Source organism: Nonomuraea jabiensis, assembly GCF_014204795.1.
Lineage (GTDB): Bacteria > Actinomycetota > Actinomycetes > Streptosporangiales > Streptosporangiaceae > Nonomuraea > Nonomuraea jabiensis.
Genome location: NZ_JACHMB010000001.1, coordinates 6,409,350 through 6,426,179 on the forward strand (window position 1 = coordinate 6,409,350; position 16,830 = coordinate 6,426,179).

Annotated in this window: 4 protein-coding genes; 3 read left to right on the top strand and 1 reads right to left on the bottom strand. The window is 71.9% G+C overall.

The window, feature by feature from the left end:
* Nucleotides 1–29: 29 nt before the first annotated feature.
* Complete coding sequence (locus HD596_RS29405; protein WP_185072529.1) at nucleotides 30–929, bottom strand: proline iminopeptidase-family hydrolase; 900 nt, start codon at nucleotides 927–929, stop codon at nucleotides 30–32.
* Between the two features lie 311 nt (nucleotides 930–1,240).
* Here HD596_RS29405 and HD596_RS29410 point away from each other — a divergent pair, with 311 nt between their 5' ends.
* The 3 genes from HD596_RS29410 to HD596_RS29420 all read left to right on the top strand — a co-directional run bounded on the left by HD596_RS29410 (nucleotide 1,241) and on the right by HD596_RS29420 (nucleotide 16,770).
* Entirely contained in the window at nucleotides 1,241–2,326 is a 1,086-nt protein-coding gene (locus HD596_RS29410; protein WP_185072530.1) for a helix-turn-helix domain-containing protein, read from the top strand.
* A gap of 181 nt (nucleotides 2,327–2,507) precedes the next feature.
* Entirely contained in the window at nucleotides 2,508–3,785 is a 1,278-nt protein-coding gene (locus HD596_RS29415) for an activator-dependent family glycosyltransferase (RefSeq protein ID WP_185072531.1), read from the top strand.
* Between the two features lie 76 nt (nucleotides 3,786–3,861).
* Nucleotides 3,862–16,770: a type I polyketide synthase gene (locus HD596_RS29420; RefSeq protein ID WP_185072532.1), complete on the top strand. Its 12,909-nt coding sequence runs from the start codon at nucleotides 3,862–3,864 to the stop codon at nucleotides 16,768–16,770.
* Nucleotides 16,771–16,830: the final 60 nt, after the last annotated feature.

Below are 16,830 nucleotides of genomic sequence, written 5' to 3' on the forward strand. Positions count from 1 at the left end.
GGCAAGGGCATGAAGAGCGGCGGCCCAAGTCAGGCCAGGCCGGCGAGGAATTCGAGCATGACCTGCCGGAAGAGCTCCGGCTCCTCCAGATGCGGCGAGTGGCTGGACTCCTCGAAGACCTTTCCGCGGGCCTGGGGGATGAGATCGAGGAAGGGCCGTATCGACTCCGGCGTCACCTCGTCGTGCCGGCCCGAGATCACCAGCGTGGGCACGGCGATGTCGGCGAGGAGATCCGTGACACCCCAGTCCTTCAGGCTGCCGATCACGTGGAACTCGCACGGCCCGTTCATGGCGTGGTAGACGGTCGGATTGCTGAGCGTGTCCATGAACGTGGCCTGGAACTCGCGCGGCCACGGCCGGATCCGGATCACGTGCCGGTTGTAGAAGACCATCATCGCGTCGAAGTATTCGCGCGTCTCCGTCGTCCCGGCGGCCTCGTGGGCGAGCAGGGTCTCGTTCACGCCGGCCGGCAGGAGGTCGCGCAGGATCTTCAGTTCCTTGCGCCATTCCGGGTACGAGGCCGGCGAGTTCGCGATGACCAGCCCGCGCAGCCCGGGCGGCCGGTGGGAGGCGTGTTTGGCGGCCAGCAGCCCGCCCCAGGAATGCCCGACGAGCACGTAGTCGCCGGCGATGCCCAGCCGGTCCACCAGGTTGCCCAGCTCGTCGTCGAACAGGTCCGGCGTCCAGAACCCCGGGTCCGCGTCGTCGAGGTGGGTGGAGCCGCCGTTGCCGAGCTGGTCGTAGTGGACGACCGGCCAGCCCGCGTCGGCGAGGTCCGCCAGGGGAAGCAGGTAGTCGTGGGTGCCGCCGGGCCCTCCGTGCAGGACCACGACCGCCGGTTTCCCCTTGCCCGGGGTGCCGGTCATCCGGTACCAGGTCACGTGGTCGCCGAACGGCAGGGTTCCCCTTGCGCTGGGGGCTCGGGCCAAGTCAACCACCTCATCACGCTCGGCGCGGAGACGGCGCCCCACGCCTGGGCCATTCATCGCGGCGCCGCCCGATCGTCGGTCGTTCACACAGGTGGGCGGCCATGCCGACGCTAGGTGAAGGCCGATTGCGGGCGGACCCCTACGCGACCCGTGCGCATCCCCTATAGAGCGGCTTTCCGCGTTCGGCGTCCGCCGCGTCGCCCCGGTATCCGTATAGCGTTCCGTCCCGAACATTCTTTGGCCGGCGACGGGTCGGCGGCGTCGCTGTTCCGCGCCCGGGTGAACGCGAATCCAGAGCCGAGGTCGATCCGATGAAGCACCTGCTGCTGCGCCTTTCCGAACTCGATCCCCGCGCGGGCGACGAGCTCCGGGTGATCAGCTTCTTCGACGCGCTCTTACAGAACGGAACCGATCTGGACCGGCTGCTCACGGAAGCCGCGCGGCTCGCGGAATGCCCCGTAGGGGTGAGCGTTCCCGAGCTGGGGGTGTTTCGGCGCGTGAGCGCCGAGGGCGGCTCGCTCGCGGGGCCGGCGGATCCGGACGCCAGGAAGCACGGGCTCGTGAACGGCGGCGAGGTGTGGATCGAGCGGCGCGGCTCCGCGTTCCCCATCGATGCCATGCTGGTCGAGCGGTTCGCCATCGCCTGCGCCGCCGTCCTCGGCAGGGCGCGGCCCGCGCCGGCACTCGGGGATCCGGCGCTGGTCGAGCTCGTTCTCAGCGCGGCCGCCGACGAGGCCGGGCGGTCCCGGGCGCTGAAGCTCCTCGGGTTGAGGCCGGACCGGTGCGTGCAGGTGTTCGCCGTCGCGGGTGAGGTCCCCGCGTTCGGGGGCAGCGCGGCCCGTCTCGGGGACCTGTACGGGGTCATCGTCTCCGGCCCGCCCTGGCCCGGCGACGACGCTCTCGCGAACCCGCATGCCATGGTCGGGGTGAGCCCGCGCCTTCCGTCCGCGCGGGCGGCGTACGCCTGGCACCTGGCCCGTACCGCCCTGCGCTTCGCCGGCCCGGGGGAGCTGTGGGGCAGGGTCGTGCACTGGGACCGGCTGGGCGGCTTCGCCCTCCTCGCAGAGCACCTGTCGCCCGAGGTCATCAGCGGATCCCCCGACGTCGTCGCGTTGGACCGCCTGGCGGCGGGCCCCAACGGGGACGCCGTCCTGGCGACGCTGGACGCGTTCGCGGCCAGCGACTCGGTCCGCCAGACCGCCTCCCGGCTCTACATCCACCGCAGCTCCGTCGCCGCCCGGCTGGCCAGGGCAGGGAACGAGCTCGGCTTCCCGCTGCACTCGGCGGACGGCCGCGCCCGCCTCACCCTCGCCCTGGCCCTGCGACGGCTCAGGAGCCCGATCGGCGAGCACCCCAGTGCGGGACATGTCCCCAGGGGGGCCGGAGGGGTGATCTAGGGGTCGGTGGCTCTCACGTGGGTGATTACTGTCTCGTGAGAGTCGATGGGGCTGCGGCGTACCTGCTCACGACACGTGAGCGGCACACCGGGCTCAGCCTTTGAGCGGGAGCGTGCCGACGCGTACCACCGCCCGATCGACATCCTGACCGACCCGCGCGACACGCCGGAAGGATGACTGAATGCGCGTCGTTGTCACCCAACTCGCGGCCACCGCTCACCTCAACCTCGTGGTGCCGATCGGCTGGGCGCTCAAGGCCGCAGGTCACGAGGTCGTGATCGCGGCTCAGCCCGACATCATGCCCGCGGTGAGGCAGACGGGCCTGCTCGGCGTCGCCGTCGGCGACGAGGCCAGATACGCCGAGCGGCTCGCCGAGCTGGCGCCCGAGGAGACCATCTACGGCTCCGGATACTCCATCACGGAGATCCGGCCCGAGGTCCTCACCTACGAGTACGTACGCGACTGCCTCGCGGCCTTCGCCTCCCCGCTGGCGCTGGAGGTGAACACCGACGCGTCGGTGTTCGACGGCCTCGTCTCCTTCTGCCGCTCGTGGCGTCCTGACCTGGTCATCTGGGACAGCATGACGTACACGGGGCCGGTGGCGGCCGCCGCCTGCGGCGCCGCGCACGCGCGCACGACCATCGGCCGCGACCACCTGGGCCGGCTGCGCGAGCTCTTCCTGCGCCTGCGGGCCGAACGCCCGGACGCCGCCGGCGAGGACCCGGTACGCGACTGGCTGACCGCCAAGCTGGAGAAGTACGGCTGCGAGTACACCGACGACCTCGTCCTCGGCCAGACGACCATCGACTCGCTGCCCTCCTGGCTGCGCGTGCCGACGGAGTACGACTACCTGCCCGTGCGCTACGTGGCGTACAACGGCCCCGGGACCATCCCCGACTGGCTGCACACGGAGCCGGAGCGGCCGCGGGTCTGCGTCACCCTCGGCAACTCCTACCAGGAGGTGTGGGACGGCCGCGCGGAGCTGGGATACCCCGAACTGTTCGAGGCGGTCGCCGACCTGGACATCGAGGTCGTGGCCCTGCTGGGCCCCGCGTCCGTGCCCGACGGGGTCACGGTCCCCGGCAACGTCCGGATCCCCGGGTTCGTGCCGCTGGACCCGCTGCTGGGGAGCTGCTCGGCGATCGTCCACCACGCGGGGACGGGCAGCACCCTTACGGCGCTGCTCAACGGCGTCCCGCAGCTCATCGTCCCGCACGCGCTGCACGACGAGGACCAGGTCGCGGCGGCCATCGACGCCTACGGGGCAGGCGTGCACCTGCCGCCGGAACGCTTCTCCCCGAGCAGCCTCCGCACCGAGCTGCAGCGGATCCTGAACGATTCCGCCTTCGCCGAGCGCGCCCGCAAGGCCCAGGAGGAGATGCGGGCCACCCCGACCCCGCACGACCTGGTCAAGGACCTGGAAGAACTCGTGATCCGCCACCGGAAGGCGATCGGCTAGCCCGCCCGCGCCGGCCCTCCGTCCCGCACGCCTCGCCGCGTTCCACCTCACTACCCGAAGGCTGGTTGAGATTCCCATGGCCACTGATGACAAGTTCCGGGACTACCTCAAGCGTGCTACCGCCGACCTCCAGCGAACCCGCCGGCGGCTGCGTGAGGTCGAGGCGAAGGAACGCGAGCCGATCGCGATCGTGGCGATGAGCTGCCGCTACCCCGGCGGGGTGAACTCGCCGGAGGACCTGTGGAACATGCTGGTCGAGGGCCGGTCGGGGATGTCCCCCTTCCCCGAGGACCGGGGCTGGGACATGGAGACGCTCTACGACCCTGACCACAACGTCAGCGGGACGACGTACGCGCGTGACGGCGGCTTCCTCGAAGGGGCGGGCGACTTCGACGCGGGCTTCTTCGGGATCAGCCCGCGCGAGGCCCTGGTGATGGACCCGCAGCAGCGCCAGGTGCTGGAGGTCGCATGGGAGGCGCTGGAGCGGGCCGGGATCGACCCCGGCACGCTGCGCGGCAGCCCCACCGGCGTCTTCGTCGGCGGGACCCAGACCGGGTACGTCTCGGGGCTCGGACCGTTCCCCGAGGGCGCCGAGGGGTACGTGCAGACCGGCAACACCAGCTCCGTCATCTCCGGCCGGGTCGCCTACAGCCTGGGCTTCGAGGGCCCCGCGGTGACGGTGGACACCGCCTGCTCCTCCTCGCTCGTGGCCATCCACCTGGCCTGCCAGTCGCTGCGCGGCGGGGAGAGCACGCTCGCGCTCGCGGGCGGCGTGACCGTGATGCCGACGCCCGAGCTGATGGTGGACTTCAGCCGGCAGCAGGGGCTGGCACGCGACGGCAAGTGCAAGGCGTTCTCCGACGACGCCGACGGCACCGTGTTCTCCGAGGGCGTCGGCATGCTCCTGCTGGAGCGCCTCTCCGACGCGCGCGCCCGCGGCCACCAGGTCCTGGGGGTGATCCGGGGGTCGGCGGTCAACCAGGACGGTGCCAGTAACGGGTTGACGGCTCCGAACGGTCCTTCGCAGGAGCGGGTGATCCGTCAGGCGCTGGCGAACGCGGGTGTTTCGGGTGCCGAGGTGGACGTGGTCGAGGCCCACGGCACCGGGACGGCGCTGGGTGACCCGATTGAGGCTCAGGCGTTGCTGGCCACGTACGGGCAGGGCCGGGAGTCGGCGGAGCCGTTGTGGCTGGGCTCGGTGAAGTCGAACATCGGTCACACGCAGGCCGCCGCGGGCGTGGCCGGTGTGATCAAGATGGTCATGGCCGCTCGCGCGGGCGTGCTTCCCCGGACCCTGTACGTGTCGGCGCCTACCACCCATGTCGATTGGGAGCAGGGCCGGGTGCGCTTGCTGGAGCAGGCGCAGGAGTGGCCGCAGCCGGAGGGCCGGCCGCGGCGGGCCGGGGTGTCGTCGTTCGGCGTGAGCGGGACGAACGCGCACGTCATCGTGGAACAGGACCTCGAGCCTGCCACGCCTGGTGACGCGCCGGCCGAGACGCGGGAAGGCGCACTGGCGGCGGGCGTGCCGGTGGTGCCGTGGGTCGTCTCGGGGCGGACCCCTGAGGCTCTGCGGGCGCAGGCACTCCGGTTGGCCGATCATGTGGCGGCCTCGCCTGAGCTGTCGGTTGCGGGTGTGGGGTTGTCCCTGGTGCGTTCGCGTGCGGTGTTCGAGGACCGTGCCGTGGTCGTGGGCGCTGATCGGGAGGAGCTGCTGTCCGGGCTGCGGGCGCTGGCGGCCGGCGAGGCTGACGCGCAGGTCGTGACCGGGTCGGCTGCCGGCGGGCGGGATGCGGTGTTCGTGTTCCCGGGTCAGGGGGCGCAGTGGGCCGGGATGGGGGTGGAGCTGGCGCAGGCGTCGCCGGTGTTCGCCGCCCGGCTGGAGGAGTGCTTCACCGAGATCCGGCGGTGGGTGGACTGGGATCCGGCGCAGGTGCTGGCCGACGCTGACGGGGTCGGGCTACAGGCGATCGAGAAGCTGCAGCCGGTCGCTTTTGCGGTCGGGGTGGCTTTGGCGGCGTTGTGGGAGTCCGTGGGCGTCCGCCCGACAGCGGTGATCGGGCATTCGCAAGGCGAGGTCGCGGCGGCGTGCGTGGCCGGGGTGTTGTCGCTGGCTGACGCCGTGCGGGTGGTGGTGTTGCGCAGCCGGTTGTTCGCCGCCGAGCTGTGGGGGCGCGGCGCGATCGCCGCCGTGGGACTGCCCGCCGAGATGGTGCGTGAACGTGTGGCCTCGCTGGATGCGGGGTTGGAGGTGAGCGCGGACAACAGCCCGGCCTCCTGCGCCGTGGCCGGACCACCTCAGGCGCTGGAGGAGTTCGTGGAGCGGCTGCGGGGCGAGGGGGTGCGGGCGCGGGTGATCGCGACCACGGTGGCCTCGCATTCAGTCATGGTCGAGCCGTTGCGCGAGCAGCTGCTGGACATGCTGGGCGTGGTGGAGGCCGGGCCGGGCCGGGTGCCGTTCTATTCGACGGTGAGCGGTGGGCTGCTGGCGGGTTCGGAGCTGGGGGCGCAGTACTGGTTCGCCAACGCGCGCCGGCCGGTGGACTTCCAGGGCGCGGTCAGGGCGTTGCTGGCCGATGGCAAGAGCGCGTTCATCGAGGCTTCTCCGCATCCGGTGCTGGCGATGGCGGTGCAGGACATCCTGGACGCCACCGGCACCTCCGGGGTCGCGGTGGGATCGCTACGCCGGGGCGAGGGCGGCCCCGACCGGTTCATCCGCTCCGTGGGCGAGGCGTTCGTCGTAGGTGTGGCGGTGGACTGGCAGACACTCCTGCCCGGTACCAGCGTTGGTGTCGAGCTGCCCACGTATGCCTTCCAGCACCGGCGCTACTGGCTGGACGGCGCCCCGGCGGGGGTGTCGGACGCGGGTGGGCTGGGTCAGGCCCGGGTGGATCACGCGCTGCTCGCGGCGGCGGTGGAGTTGCCCGATCACGGCGGCATGGTGCTGACGGGGCGGATCTCGATCGCCACGCATCCCTGGCTGGCCGATCACGCGGTGGGAGAAACGGTGCTGTTCCCCGGCACCGGGTTCGTCGAGCTGGCTGTCCGCGCGGGTGACGAGGTCGGTTGCCCGGTGCTGGAAGAGCTGACCCTTGAGGCGCCGCTGGTGATCGAGGGCGACGAGCCGGTCCAGCTCCAGGTGGCCGTGGCCGCAGCCGAGGAGGACGGCCGCCGCGAGGTGACGGTGCATGCCCGTACCGGCCGGCGACCCTGGACCCGTCACGCCGCCGGCACCCTCACCGCGACGACCGGCACCGCAGCCTCTGCCGATGGGCAGTGGCCGCCGGCGGGCGCGCAGGCGGTGGACGTGTCCGGCCACTACGAGACGCTCGCCGGCTCGGGGTACGGGTATGGTCCGGCCTTCCAGGGTCTCAAGCGGGCCTGGATTCGCGACGGCGAGGTGTTCGCCGAGGTCGAGCTCGACGAGCGGGAGGCCGCCGAAGCCGACCAGTACGGCATCCACCCGGCGCTGCTGGACGCCGCGCTGCACGCCACCGGCCTGATCGAGCAGGCTGATGGGGTGGAGCTGCCGTTCGCCTGGAACGGGGTGGAACTTCTCGCTTCGGGCGCTCAGCAGGTGCGCGTTCACATCCGTCCGGCTGAGGACGGCGCTTCCAGCATCCGCATCACCGATCCCGCCGGCGCACCGGTCGCGGTCGTCACAAGCCTGATCTCGCGCCCGCTCCCGGCCGACGGACTGTCGTCACGGCCCCAGCCTGGGGATGAAGCGCTGCATCGGGTGCAGTGGATACCGCTGCCGGGCGAGCTGCCGGGCTCCCTCGCTGGCGACGTGGCGGTGGTGGGCGAGCGGTGGCGTGCCCTGGCCGCTGCCGTCGAGTCCACCGGTGGTGGTGTCGCCGAGTACGCGGATACGGCGGCGCTGGGTGAGGCGGTCGCGTCCGGACTCGCTGCTCCCAGGACCGTGGTCATGCGCCTGGATGTGGACACCGCCGGTGAGCCGCTGGAGGGCTTGCGGCCTGAGCTGGACCGGGTCGTGGCCGTGCTGAGCGACTGGCTGGCCGATGAGCGGCTGGCCGATTCCCGGCTGGTGCTGGTCACCAGCGGTGCGGTGACAACCGGCACCGAGGCCGGCGGCGCTCTTGCCGGGGCGGCGGTGTCAGGTCTGGTGCGCTCGGCGGAGGCCGAGAACCCGGGCCGGATCCTGCTGGTCGACCTCGACGACGCGGCCGACTCCCTCACCGTCCTGGCCTCTGTGCTGGGTGTGGAGGACGAGCCGCAGCTGGCAGTGCGCACTGGTCGGGTGCTGGTGCCTCGTCTGGCGCGCGCCGACACCACAGGTGATCTGGTGGTGCCCGAGGGGCCGGGAGCCTGGCGGCTGGACTGCCCCGCCAAGGGCTCCCTCGACGGGCTGACCTTGATCCCGGAGCCGCAGGCCGATCGGGACCTGGCCGACGGTGAGGTACGCGTAGACGTCCGCGCGGCCGGGGTGAACTTCCGCGACGTGGTCGTGACCCTCGGCATGGTGCCCGAGCAGGGTGAGCCGATCGGTGGCGAGTTCGCCGGCGTGGTCACCGAGGTCGGGCCGGGCGTGGCCGGGCTGCGGGTCGGGGATCGGGTGATGGGGCTGGGCGATGCCGCGTTCGGTCCTCGGGTGGTGGTCGATCAGCGGCTGGTGGTCGGCCTGCCGGAGGGCTGGTCGTTCGCCCAGGGGGCCGGGGTGACGGTGGCGTATGCCACCGCCTGGTACGGGCTGGTCGATCTGGCCGGGCTCTGCCGGGGGCAGCGGGTGCTGATCCACTCCGGCGCTGGTGGTGTTGGCATGGCCGCCATCCAGATCGCCCGCCATCTGGGTGCGGAGGTCTTCGCCACCGCCTCACCCGCCAAGCAGCACCTCCTGCGAGCCCTGGGCGTGGCCGACGATCACATCGCCTCCTCCCGCGATCTGGACTTCGCCGACGCCTTCGCCACAGTCATGGGCGGGGCGCGGATGGATGTGGTGCTGAACTCGCTGGCCGGGCCCTTCACCGACGCCTCTCTCGACCTGCTCACCCCTGGCGGGCGGTTCATCGAGATGGGCAAGACCGACCGCCGCGACCCCGCCGACGTCGCGGGCACGCACCCGCACGTCCGCTACCGCAGCTTCGACCTGATGGACGCCGGGATCGAGCGGGTCGGGCAGATGCTGGCCGAGATGCTGGACCTGTTCACCAGCGGCGGGCTGGCGGCGTTGCCCGTGCGGTGCTGGCCGGTGCAGCAGGCGCGCCAGGCGTTTCGGCACATGGCCCAGGCCCGCCACACCGGCAAGATCATCCTGACCATGCCGCGCAGCATGGACCCCGACGGCACAGTGCTGATCACCGGCGGCACCGGCGGCCTGGGCGCGATCCTGGCCCGCCACCTGGCCACCGAGCACCACGTCAAGCATCTGCTGCTGGCCTCCCGCCGAGGAGACCAGGCACCCGACGCCGACCAGCTCCGGACCGACCTGGAAGCAGCCGGCGCGACCGTCGACATCACGGCGTGCGATCTGTCCGACCCCGCACAGGTCGGCGAGCTGTTGCAGCGCGTCCCAGGGGAGCACCCGCTCACCGCGGTCTTCCACACCGCCGGAGTCCTCGACGACGGCGTGGTCACCTCCCTCACCCCCGACAAGATCGACCGGGTGCTGCGGCCGAAGGCGGACGCCGCCTGGCACCTGCACCAGGCCACCCAGCACCTGGACCTGGCCGCGTTCGTCCTCTACTCCTCCTCGGCCGCGACCCTGGACAGCGCCGGGCAGGGCAACTACTCGGCGGCCAACGCCTTCCTGGACGCACTCGCCATCCAGCGCCACGCCAGCGGCCTGCCCGCGCAATCCCTCGCCTGGGGACTGTGGGCGCCAGACACGGGTGGCATGACCCGCCAACTGGCCAAGATCGACCTCGATCGCCTCGCTCGTTCGGGATTCACGGCGATGGGCGCCGTCGACGGCATGCGACTGCTGGATGTCGCTCTCACCAGGCCAGAGCCCTTCCTCGTACCGCTGCCCATCGACACCCGCATCTTGAGCACTCGTCATGACGGTGTCCCGGCGATTCTGCGTGGGCTGGCTCGCACGCCCGCGCGGCGCGCCGCCACCACCGGGCGCGCTTCGGACGGCGGGTCGGCGCTGGAGCAGCGGCTGGCAGGGTTGCCGGTGGCCGAGCAGGAGCACGTGCTGGTGTCGCTGGTGTGTGCGGAGGCGGCTGCGGTGCTCGGGCATGCCTCGGGCGAGGAGATCCACGTCGGGCGGCCGTTCAAGGATCTGGGGTTCGACTCGCTGACCTCGGTGGAGCTGCGCAACCGGCTCAGCCGGGCGGCGGGCATGAAGCTTCCGGCGACGCTGGTCTTCGACCACCCCACGCCGGTGGCGCTGGCGGCGCACCTGCTGCAGCGGGTGAACGGCGGCGACAGGGTGGCGTCCGGAGCGCAGGCGGCGCGGGCTACGACAGCTCCTGCCGGAGTGGGGGAGCCGATCGCGATCGTGGCGATGAGCTGCCGTTACCCCGGCGGGGTGAACTCGCCGGAGGACCTGTGGGACATGCTGGTCCAGGGCCGCTCGGGCATCTCTTCCTTCCCCGAGGACCGGGGCTGGGACCTGGAGTCGCTCTATCACCCCGACCCCGATCACGTGGGGACCACGTATCTGCGGGAGGGCGGGTTCCTGAAGGACGCGGCCGGGTTCGACGCGGGCTTCTTCGGGATCAGCCCGCGCGAGGCGATCGCGATCGACCCGCAGCAGCGGCTCCTGCTGGAGACCTCGTGGGAGGTGCTCGAACGGGCGGGGCTCGACCCGGACTCGCTACGCGGCACTCTGACCGGCGTCTTCATCGGCGGAACGCAGACCGGTTATGGCGCGGGCCCCGGCTCGTACCCGGAGGAGATCGAGGGGTATCTCCAGACCGGAAGCGCCGGTTCGGTCATGTCGGGGCGGATCGCCTACACCCTTGGTCTCGAAGGCCCGGCGCTGACGGTGGACACCGCCTGCTCGTCCTCCCTGGTCGCCATCCACCTCGCCTGCGAGTCCCTGCGCAGAGGGGAAAGCAGCCTGGCGCTGGCGGGCGGCGTGACGGTGATGGCGACACCGGAGCTCCTGGTGGACTTCAGCCGTCAGCGGGGGCTGGCCCGAGACGGCCGGTGCAAGGCGTTCTCCGACGAGGCCGACGGCACCGTGTTCTCCGAGGGCGTGGGCATCCTGCTGCTGGAGCGGCTGTCGGAGGCGCAGGCCAACGGCCATCGGGTGCTGGGTGTGATCCGCGGGTCGGCGGTCAATCAGGACGGGGCCAGCAACGGCCTGTCCGCCCCGAACGGCCCCTCCCAGGAGCGGGTCATCCGCCAGGCGCTGGCCAACGCGGGCCTGACGCCCGGTGACATCGACGCGGTCGAAGCCCACGGCACCGGCACCAAACTCGGCGACCCCATCGAAGCGCAGGCACTGCTGGCCACGTACGGGCGTGATCGTGACCCCGCGGACCCGCTGTGGCTGGGGTCGTTCAAGTCCAACGTCGGGCACGCCCAGGCCGCTTCCGGCGTGGGAGGGGTGATCAAGATGGTCATGGCCGCCCGCGAAGGGCTCCTCCCGCAGACCCTGCACATCTCCACCCCCACCACCCACGTCGACTGGGAGCAGGGCCAGATCCGCCTCCTTCAGGAGGCCCGGCAATGGCCCAACCGGGCCGACCAGCCACGCCGAGCCGCCGTCTCCTCCTTCGGCATCAGTGGCACGAACGCTCACCTCGTCCTTGAGCAGGCCCCCGCCCTCGACACCGATGCCGGTGCGGCCGCCAGCTCCGGGGCCGGTGCGACCGCCGACGGCGAGGCCCTGCGCCCCCTGCCGCTGGTCCCGATCACGCTGTCGGCCCGCGACCAGGCCAGCCTGGCAGCCCAGGCCGCCCGCCTGGCCGACCACCTCACCACCCACCCCGAGCTGCCCCTCCACGACGTCGCCCTGTCCACCACCACCCGGGCCAACTTGGAGCAGCGCGCCGTCATCCTCGCCCGTACCTCCGACGACCTCCACCAAGCCCTTCACCAGCTCACCGCCACCAACGGCGCAGGCACGAGCCTGAATGGCACCGCCATCAGCTCAGAGGCAGGCAACGGCGTCAGCGCGGCCAACAGCACGCAAAACGGCAACGGCACTGCGGCCGGCAACGGCGTCACCCTCGTCACCGGGCGGGCGCGCCCCGGAAAGATCGCCTTCCTCTACTCCGGACAAGGCGCCCAACACCCCGGCATGGGCCGCGAACTCTACAACACCTTCCCCACCTTCGCCCACGCCCTCGACAACGCCTGCGACGCCCTCGACCCCCACCTCGACCACCCCATCCGCGACATCATGTGGGCCCCACCCCACACCCCCCAAGCCCACCTCCTCAACCAAACCCACTACACCCAACCCGCCCTCTTCGCCCTCCAAACCGCCCTCACCCACCTCCTCACCCACTACGACATCCACCCCCACTACCTCGCCGGACACTCCCTCGGCGAAATCACCGCCGCCCACACCGCCGGCATCCTCACCCTCACCGACGCCGCCACCCTCATCACCAGGCGCGCCCACCTCATGCAAACCCTCCCCCCCGGCGGCGCCATGACCGCCATCCAAGCCACCCCCCAAGAAATCACCCCCCACCTCACCCCCCACACCGCCATCGCCGCCATCAACTCCCCCACCTCCACCGTCATCTCCGGAAACGCCCACGACATCCAAACGATCACCACCCACTTCACCCAACTAGGCCGCAAAACCCGCAACCTCAACGTCTCCCACGCCTTCCACTCCCCCCTCCTCGACCCCATCCTCGCCCCCCTCGACCAACTCGCCCACACCCTCACCCACCACCAAGCCCACACCCCCCTCATCACCAACACCACCGCCACCCCCACCCACACCCTCACCCCCACCCACTGGGCCCACCACGCCCGCCAACCCGTCCAATTCGCCGACACCATCACCCACCTCCACCAAACAGGCGTCACCACCTACCTCGAAATCGGACCTGACACTCCCCTCACCAACATCGCCCCTCACAACGTCCCCTCCGACAGCCACGCCACCTTCACCGGGACCCTGCGCCCACATCACTCGGAAACCCAGACCATCCTCGAAGCCATAGCCACCACCCACACCCACACCACCGCCGTCAGCTGGCGGAAGCTCTTCACCAACACCCCCGCCACCACCACCGACCTGCCCACCTACCCCTTCCAGCACCACCACTACTGGCTCCGGCCGACGTCGGCTGCCACGGACGTGAACGGGCTGGGCCAGGCCCCCGCGGACCACGCTCTGCTGGGCGCCGCGGTGGAGCTGCCCGACCAGGGCGGTGTGGTCCTGACGGGGCGGATCGCGATCGCCACGCATCCCTGGCTGGCCGATCACGCGGTGGGCCAGAAGGTGCTGTTCCCCGGCACCGGGTTCGTGGAGCTGGCGATGCGCGGGGGCGACGAGGTCGGTTGCTCGGTAGTGGAGGAGCTGACGCTCGAGACGCCACTGGTGATCGAGAAGGACGAATCGGTCCTGATCCAGGTGGCCGTGGCCGCCGCCGACGACGGCGGGCGGCGCGAGGTGGCGGTGTACGCCCGCAGCGGTGATCGGCCGTGGACGCGTCATGCCGCGGGCACCGTGGCCGCGGCGGACGGCGACGAGGCGGCGGGGTCCGACTGGAGCCAGTGGCCACCGGCGGGAGCGCAGGCGGTGGACGTGTCGGGCCACTACGAGGCGGTGGCCGCCACCGGGTACGGATACGGGCCCGCCTTCCAAGGGCTCAAGCGGGCCTGGGAGCGCGACGGAGAAGTGTTCGCCGAGGTGGAACTCGCCGAGCGGGAGGCTGACGAGGCCGGTCGCTACGGCATCCACCCCGCGCTGCTGGACGCGGCGCTGCACGCCATCGGCGTCGCCGAACGACTCTCCGACGCCGCCGACGAGAAGGTCGCTCTGCCCTTCGCCTGGACGGACGTGCGGCTGCACGCCTCCGCCGCCAGCCACCTGCGGGTACGCCTGCGCCGCGCCGAAGACGGCGCGGTGACCATAGAAGCAGGGGACTCCGCAGGACAGGCGGTGGCCTCGATCGGCTCGCTGATCCTGCGCGAGCTCGCGGACCAGAAGCTGTCCGCCGCCGCGTCCTTGTCGTCGCTGCTGCGGATGGACTGGGTGCCGTTGGCGGATGAGCCGGCGTACGCCGCGGCGGCAGAGGTGACGATCGTCGGCGAACGGTGGCCGGCCCTGGCCGCGGCCGTCGAGTCCGCCGGTGGCGGCCTGGCGGAGTACGCGGATGTGGCGGCGCTGGGCGAGGCGGTCGCATCCGGGCACAGCGCTCCGGGAGCCGTGGTCATGCGCCTGGACGTCGAGGCGGACGGCCGAGGACCGCTGGAGGAGCTGCGGTCGGAGCTGGACCGGGTCGTAGGCGTACTGAACGAGTGGCTGGCCGACGAGCGGCTGGCGGAGACCCGGCTGGTGCTCGTGACCACCGGTGCGGTGACAACCGGCACCGAGGCCGGCGGCGCGCTGGTCGAGGCGGCGGTGTCGGGTCTGGTGCGCTCGGCGCAGGCCGAGAGCCCGGGCCGGATCCTGCTGGTCGACCTGGACGGCGCGGCCGAGTCGCTCCCCGCCCTGGTCTCCCTCCTGAGCACGGCGGACGAACCGCAGCTGGCGGTACGGGCCGGTCGGGTACTGGTGCCGCGGCTGGCCCGGGCCGACGCCTCCGGCGATCTCCAGGCGCCCGAAGGAGGGAGCGGGTGGCGGCTGGACAGTCCCACCAAGGGCTCCATCGACGGCCTGACCCTGATCCCGGCACCCGAGGCCGACCGTGAGCTGGCCACCGGCGAGGTACGGGTGGAGGTCCGCGCGGCCGGACTGAACTTCCGCGACGTGCTCAACTCCTTGGGCATGTACCCGGGTGAGGCCGGGCCGATGGGCGTCGAGTTCGCCGGTGTCGTCGCCGAGGTCGGGCCCGGCGTGACCGGGCTGCGGGTCGGCGATCGGGTGATGGGCATGGGGGAGGGGACGTTCGGTCCCCGGGTCGTTGCTGATCATCGGATGATGGCGAGGATGCCGCAGGGGTGGAGCTTCGCTCGTGCGGCCTCGGTTCCGGGCGCGTTCGCGACCGCCTGGTACGGGCTGGTCGATCTGGCCGGGCTGAGCCGTGGTGAGCGGGTGCTCATCCACTCCGGGGCCGGTGGTGTCGGCATGGCCGCCATCCAGATCGCCCACCACCTGGGTGCGGAGGTGTTCGCCACCGCCTCACCCGCCAAGCAGCACCTGCTACGCGCTCTCGGGGTGGCCGACGATCACATCGCCTCCTCCCGCGACCTGGACTTCGCCGACGCCTTCGCGGCGGTCACCGGCGGAGCGGGGGTGGACGTGGTGCTGAACTCGCTGGCAGGCCCGTTCACCGACGCCTCCCTGAACCTGCTCGCCCCTGGCGGCCGGTTCATCGAGATGGGCAAGACCGACCTGCGTGATCCGGCGGACCTCGCGAACGCCCGCTACCACAGCTTCGACCTGATGGACGCCGGACACGAGCGCATCGGACAGATCCTGGCCGAGCTGCTCGACCTGTTCGCCCAGGACGACCTGGCGGCGCTCCCCGTGCGGTGCTGGCCGGTCCAGCAAGCCCGCCAGGCCTTCCGGCACATGGCCCAGGCCCGCCACACGGGCAAGATCGTCCTCACCGTGCCGCACAGCCTGGACCCCGACGGCACCGTACTGATCACCGGCGGCACGGGCGGCCTGGGCGCCATCCTGGCCCGCCACCTGGCCACCGAGCACCACGTCAAGCACCTGCTCCTGGCCTCCCGCCGAGGAGCGCAGGCACCCGGCGCGGACCAGCTCCAAGCCGACCTCCGGGCCGCCGGCGCGACGGTCGACGTGACCGAGTGCGACCTGTCCGATCCCGCGCAGGTCACCGCGCTCCTCGACCGGATCCCGGCGGAGCACCCGCTCACCGCGGTCTTCCACGCCGCCGGGGTGGTGGACGACGGTGTGGTCACCTCCCTCACCCCGGACAAGATCGACCGGGTGCTGCGGCCGAAGGCGGACGCCGCCTGGCACCTGCACCAGGCCACCCAGCACCTGGACCTGGCCGCGTTCGTCCTCTACTCCTCCTCGGCCGCGACCCTGGACAGCGCCGGGCAGGGCAACTACTCGGCGGCCAACGCCTTCCTGGACGCCCTGGCCGTCCACCGCCAGGCCGCGGGGCTGCCCGCGCAGTCCCTCGCCTGGGGCGTGTGGGCGCCGGACACGGGTGGCATGACCCGCCGGCTGAGCGGGATCGATCTGGAACGGCTGGCGCGCTCCGGGTTCACCGCGATGGACGCCGGCGAGGGCATGCGACTGCTGGACGCCGCTCTCACCAGGTCGGAAGCCTTCCTCGTACCGCTGCCCATGGACGCCCGCTCGCTCGCCGCACGCGAGGACGGCATCCCCGCCGTCCTGCGCGGGCTGGTCCGCACCACCGCGCGCCGCACCGCCCAGAGCGCGCCGGCCCCGGACGACGGCGAGCCGGCGCTGCAGCGCCGCCTGGCCGGGCTGTCCCCGGCCGAGCAGGAGCACATTCTGGTGTCGCTGGTACGTACGGAGGCCGCCGGCGTGTTGGGCCACGCGTCCGAGGCGCAGGTGGATCCGGACAGGAGCTTCAACGAGCTCGGATTCGACTCCCTGACGTCGGTGGAGCTCCGCAACCGGCTGAGCCGGGCCACCGGGCTCCGGCTGCCGGCGACGCTGATCTTCGACTACCCCACCGCGGTCGCCATCGCCGAGTTCCTGGGGAGCCAGATCCTGCCGCAGAAGGAGCCGGTCGAGTCGCAGGTCCTGCACAGCCTCGACGAACTGGGCCGGTTGCTGGGCAAGCTCCCCACCGACGTCGAGGCCCGGTCCGAGATCACGCTTCGCCTCCAGAAGCTCGTGGACGAGTGGCGCGGAGGCCCGGCAGGTGCGAACGGGGAGAACGACGTGCGCATGGCGAGCGCGGACGAGCTCTTCTCGCTGATCGACAAGGGTCTGTGAGATCCCCGACCCGGTCGTCCGACAGGTAACGCTCGAAAACCCCTTAGGAAGGTGGGACGT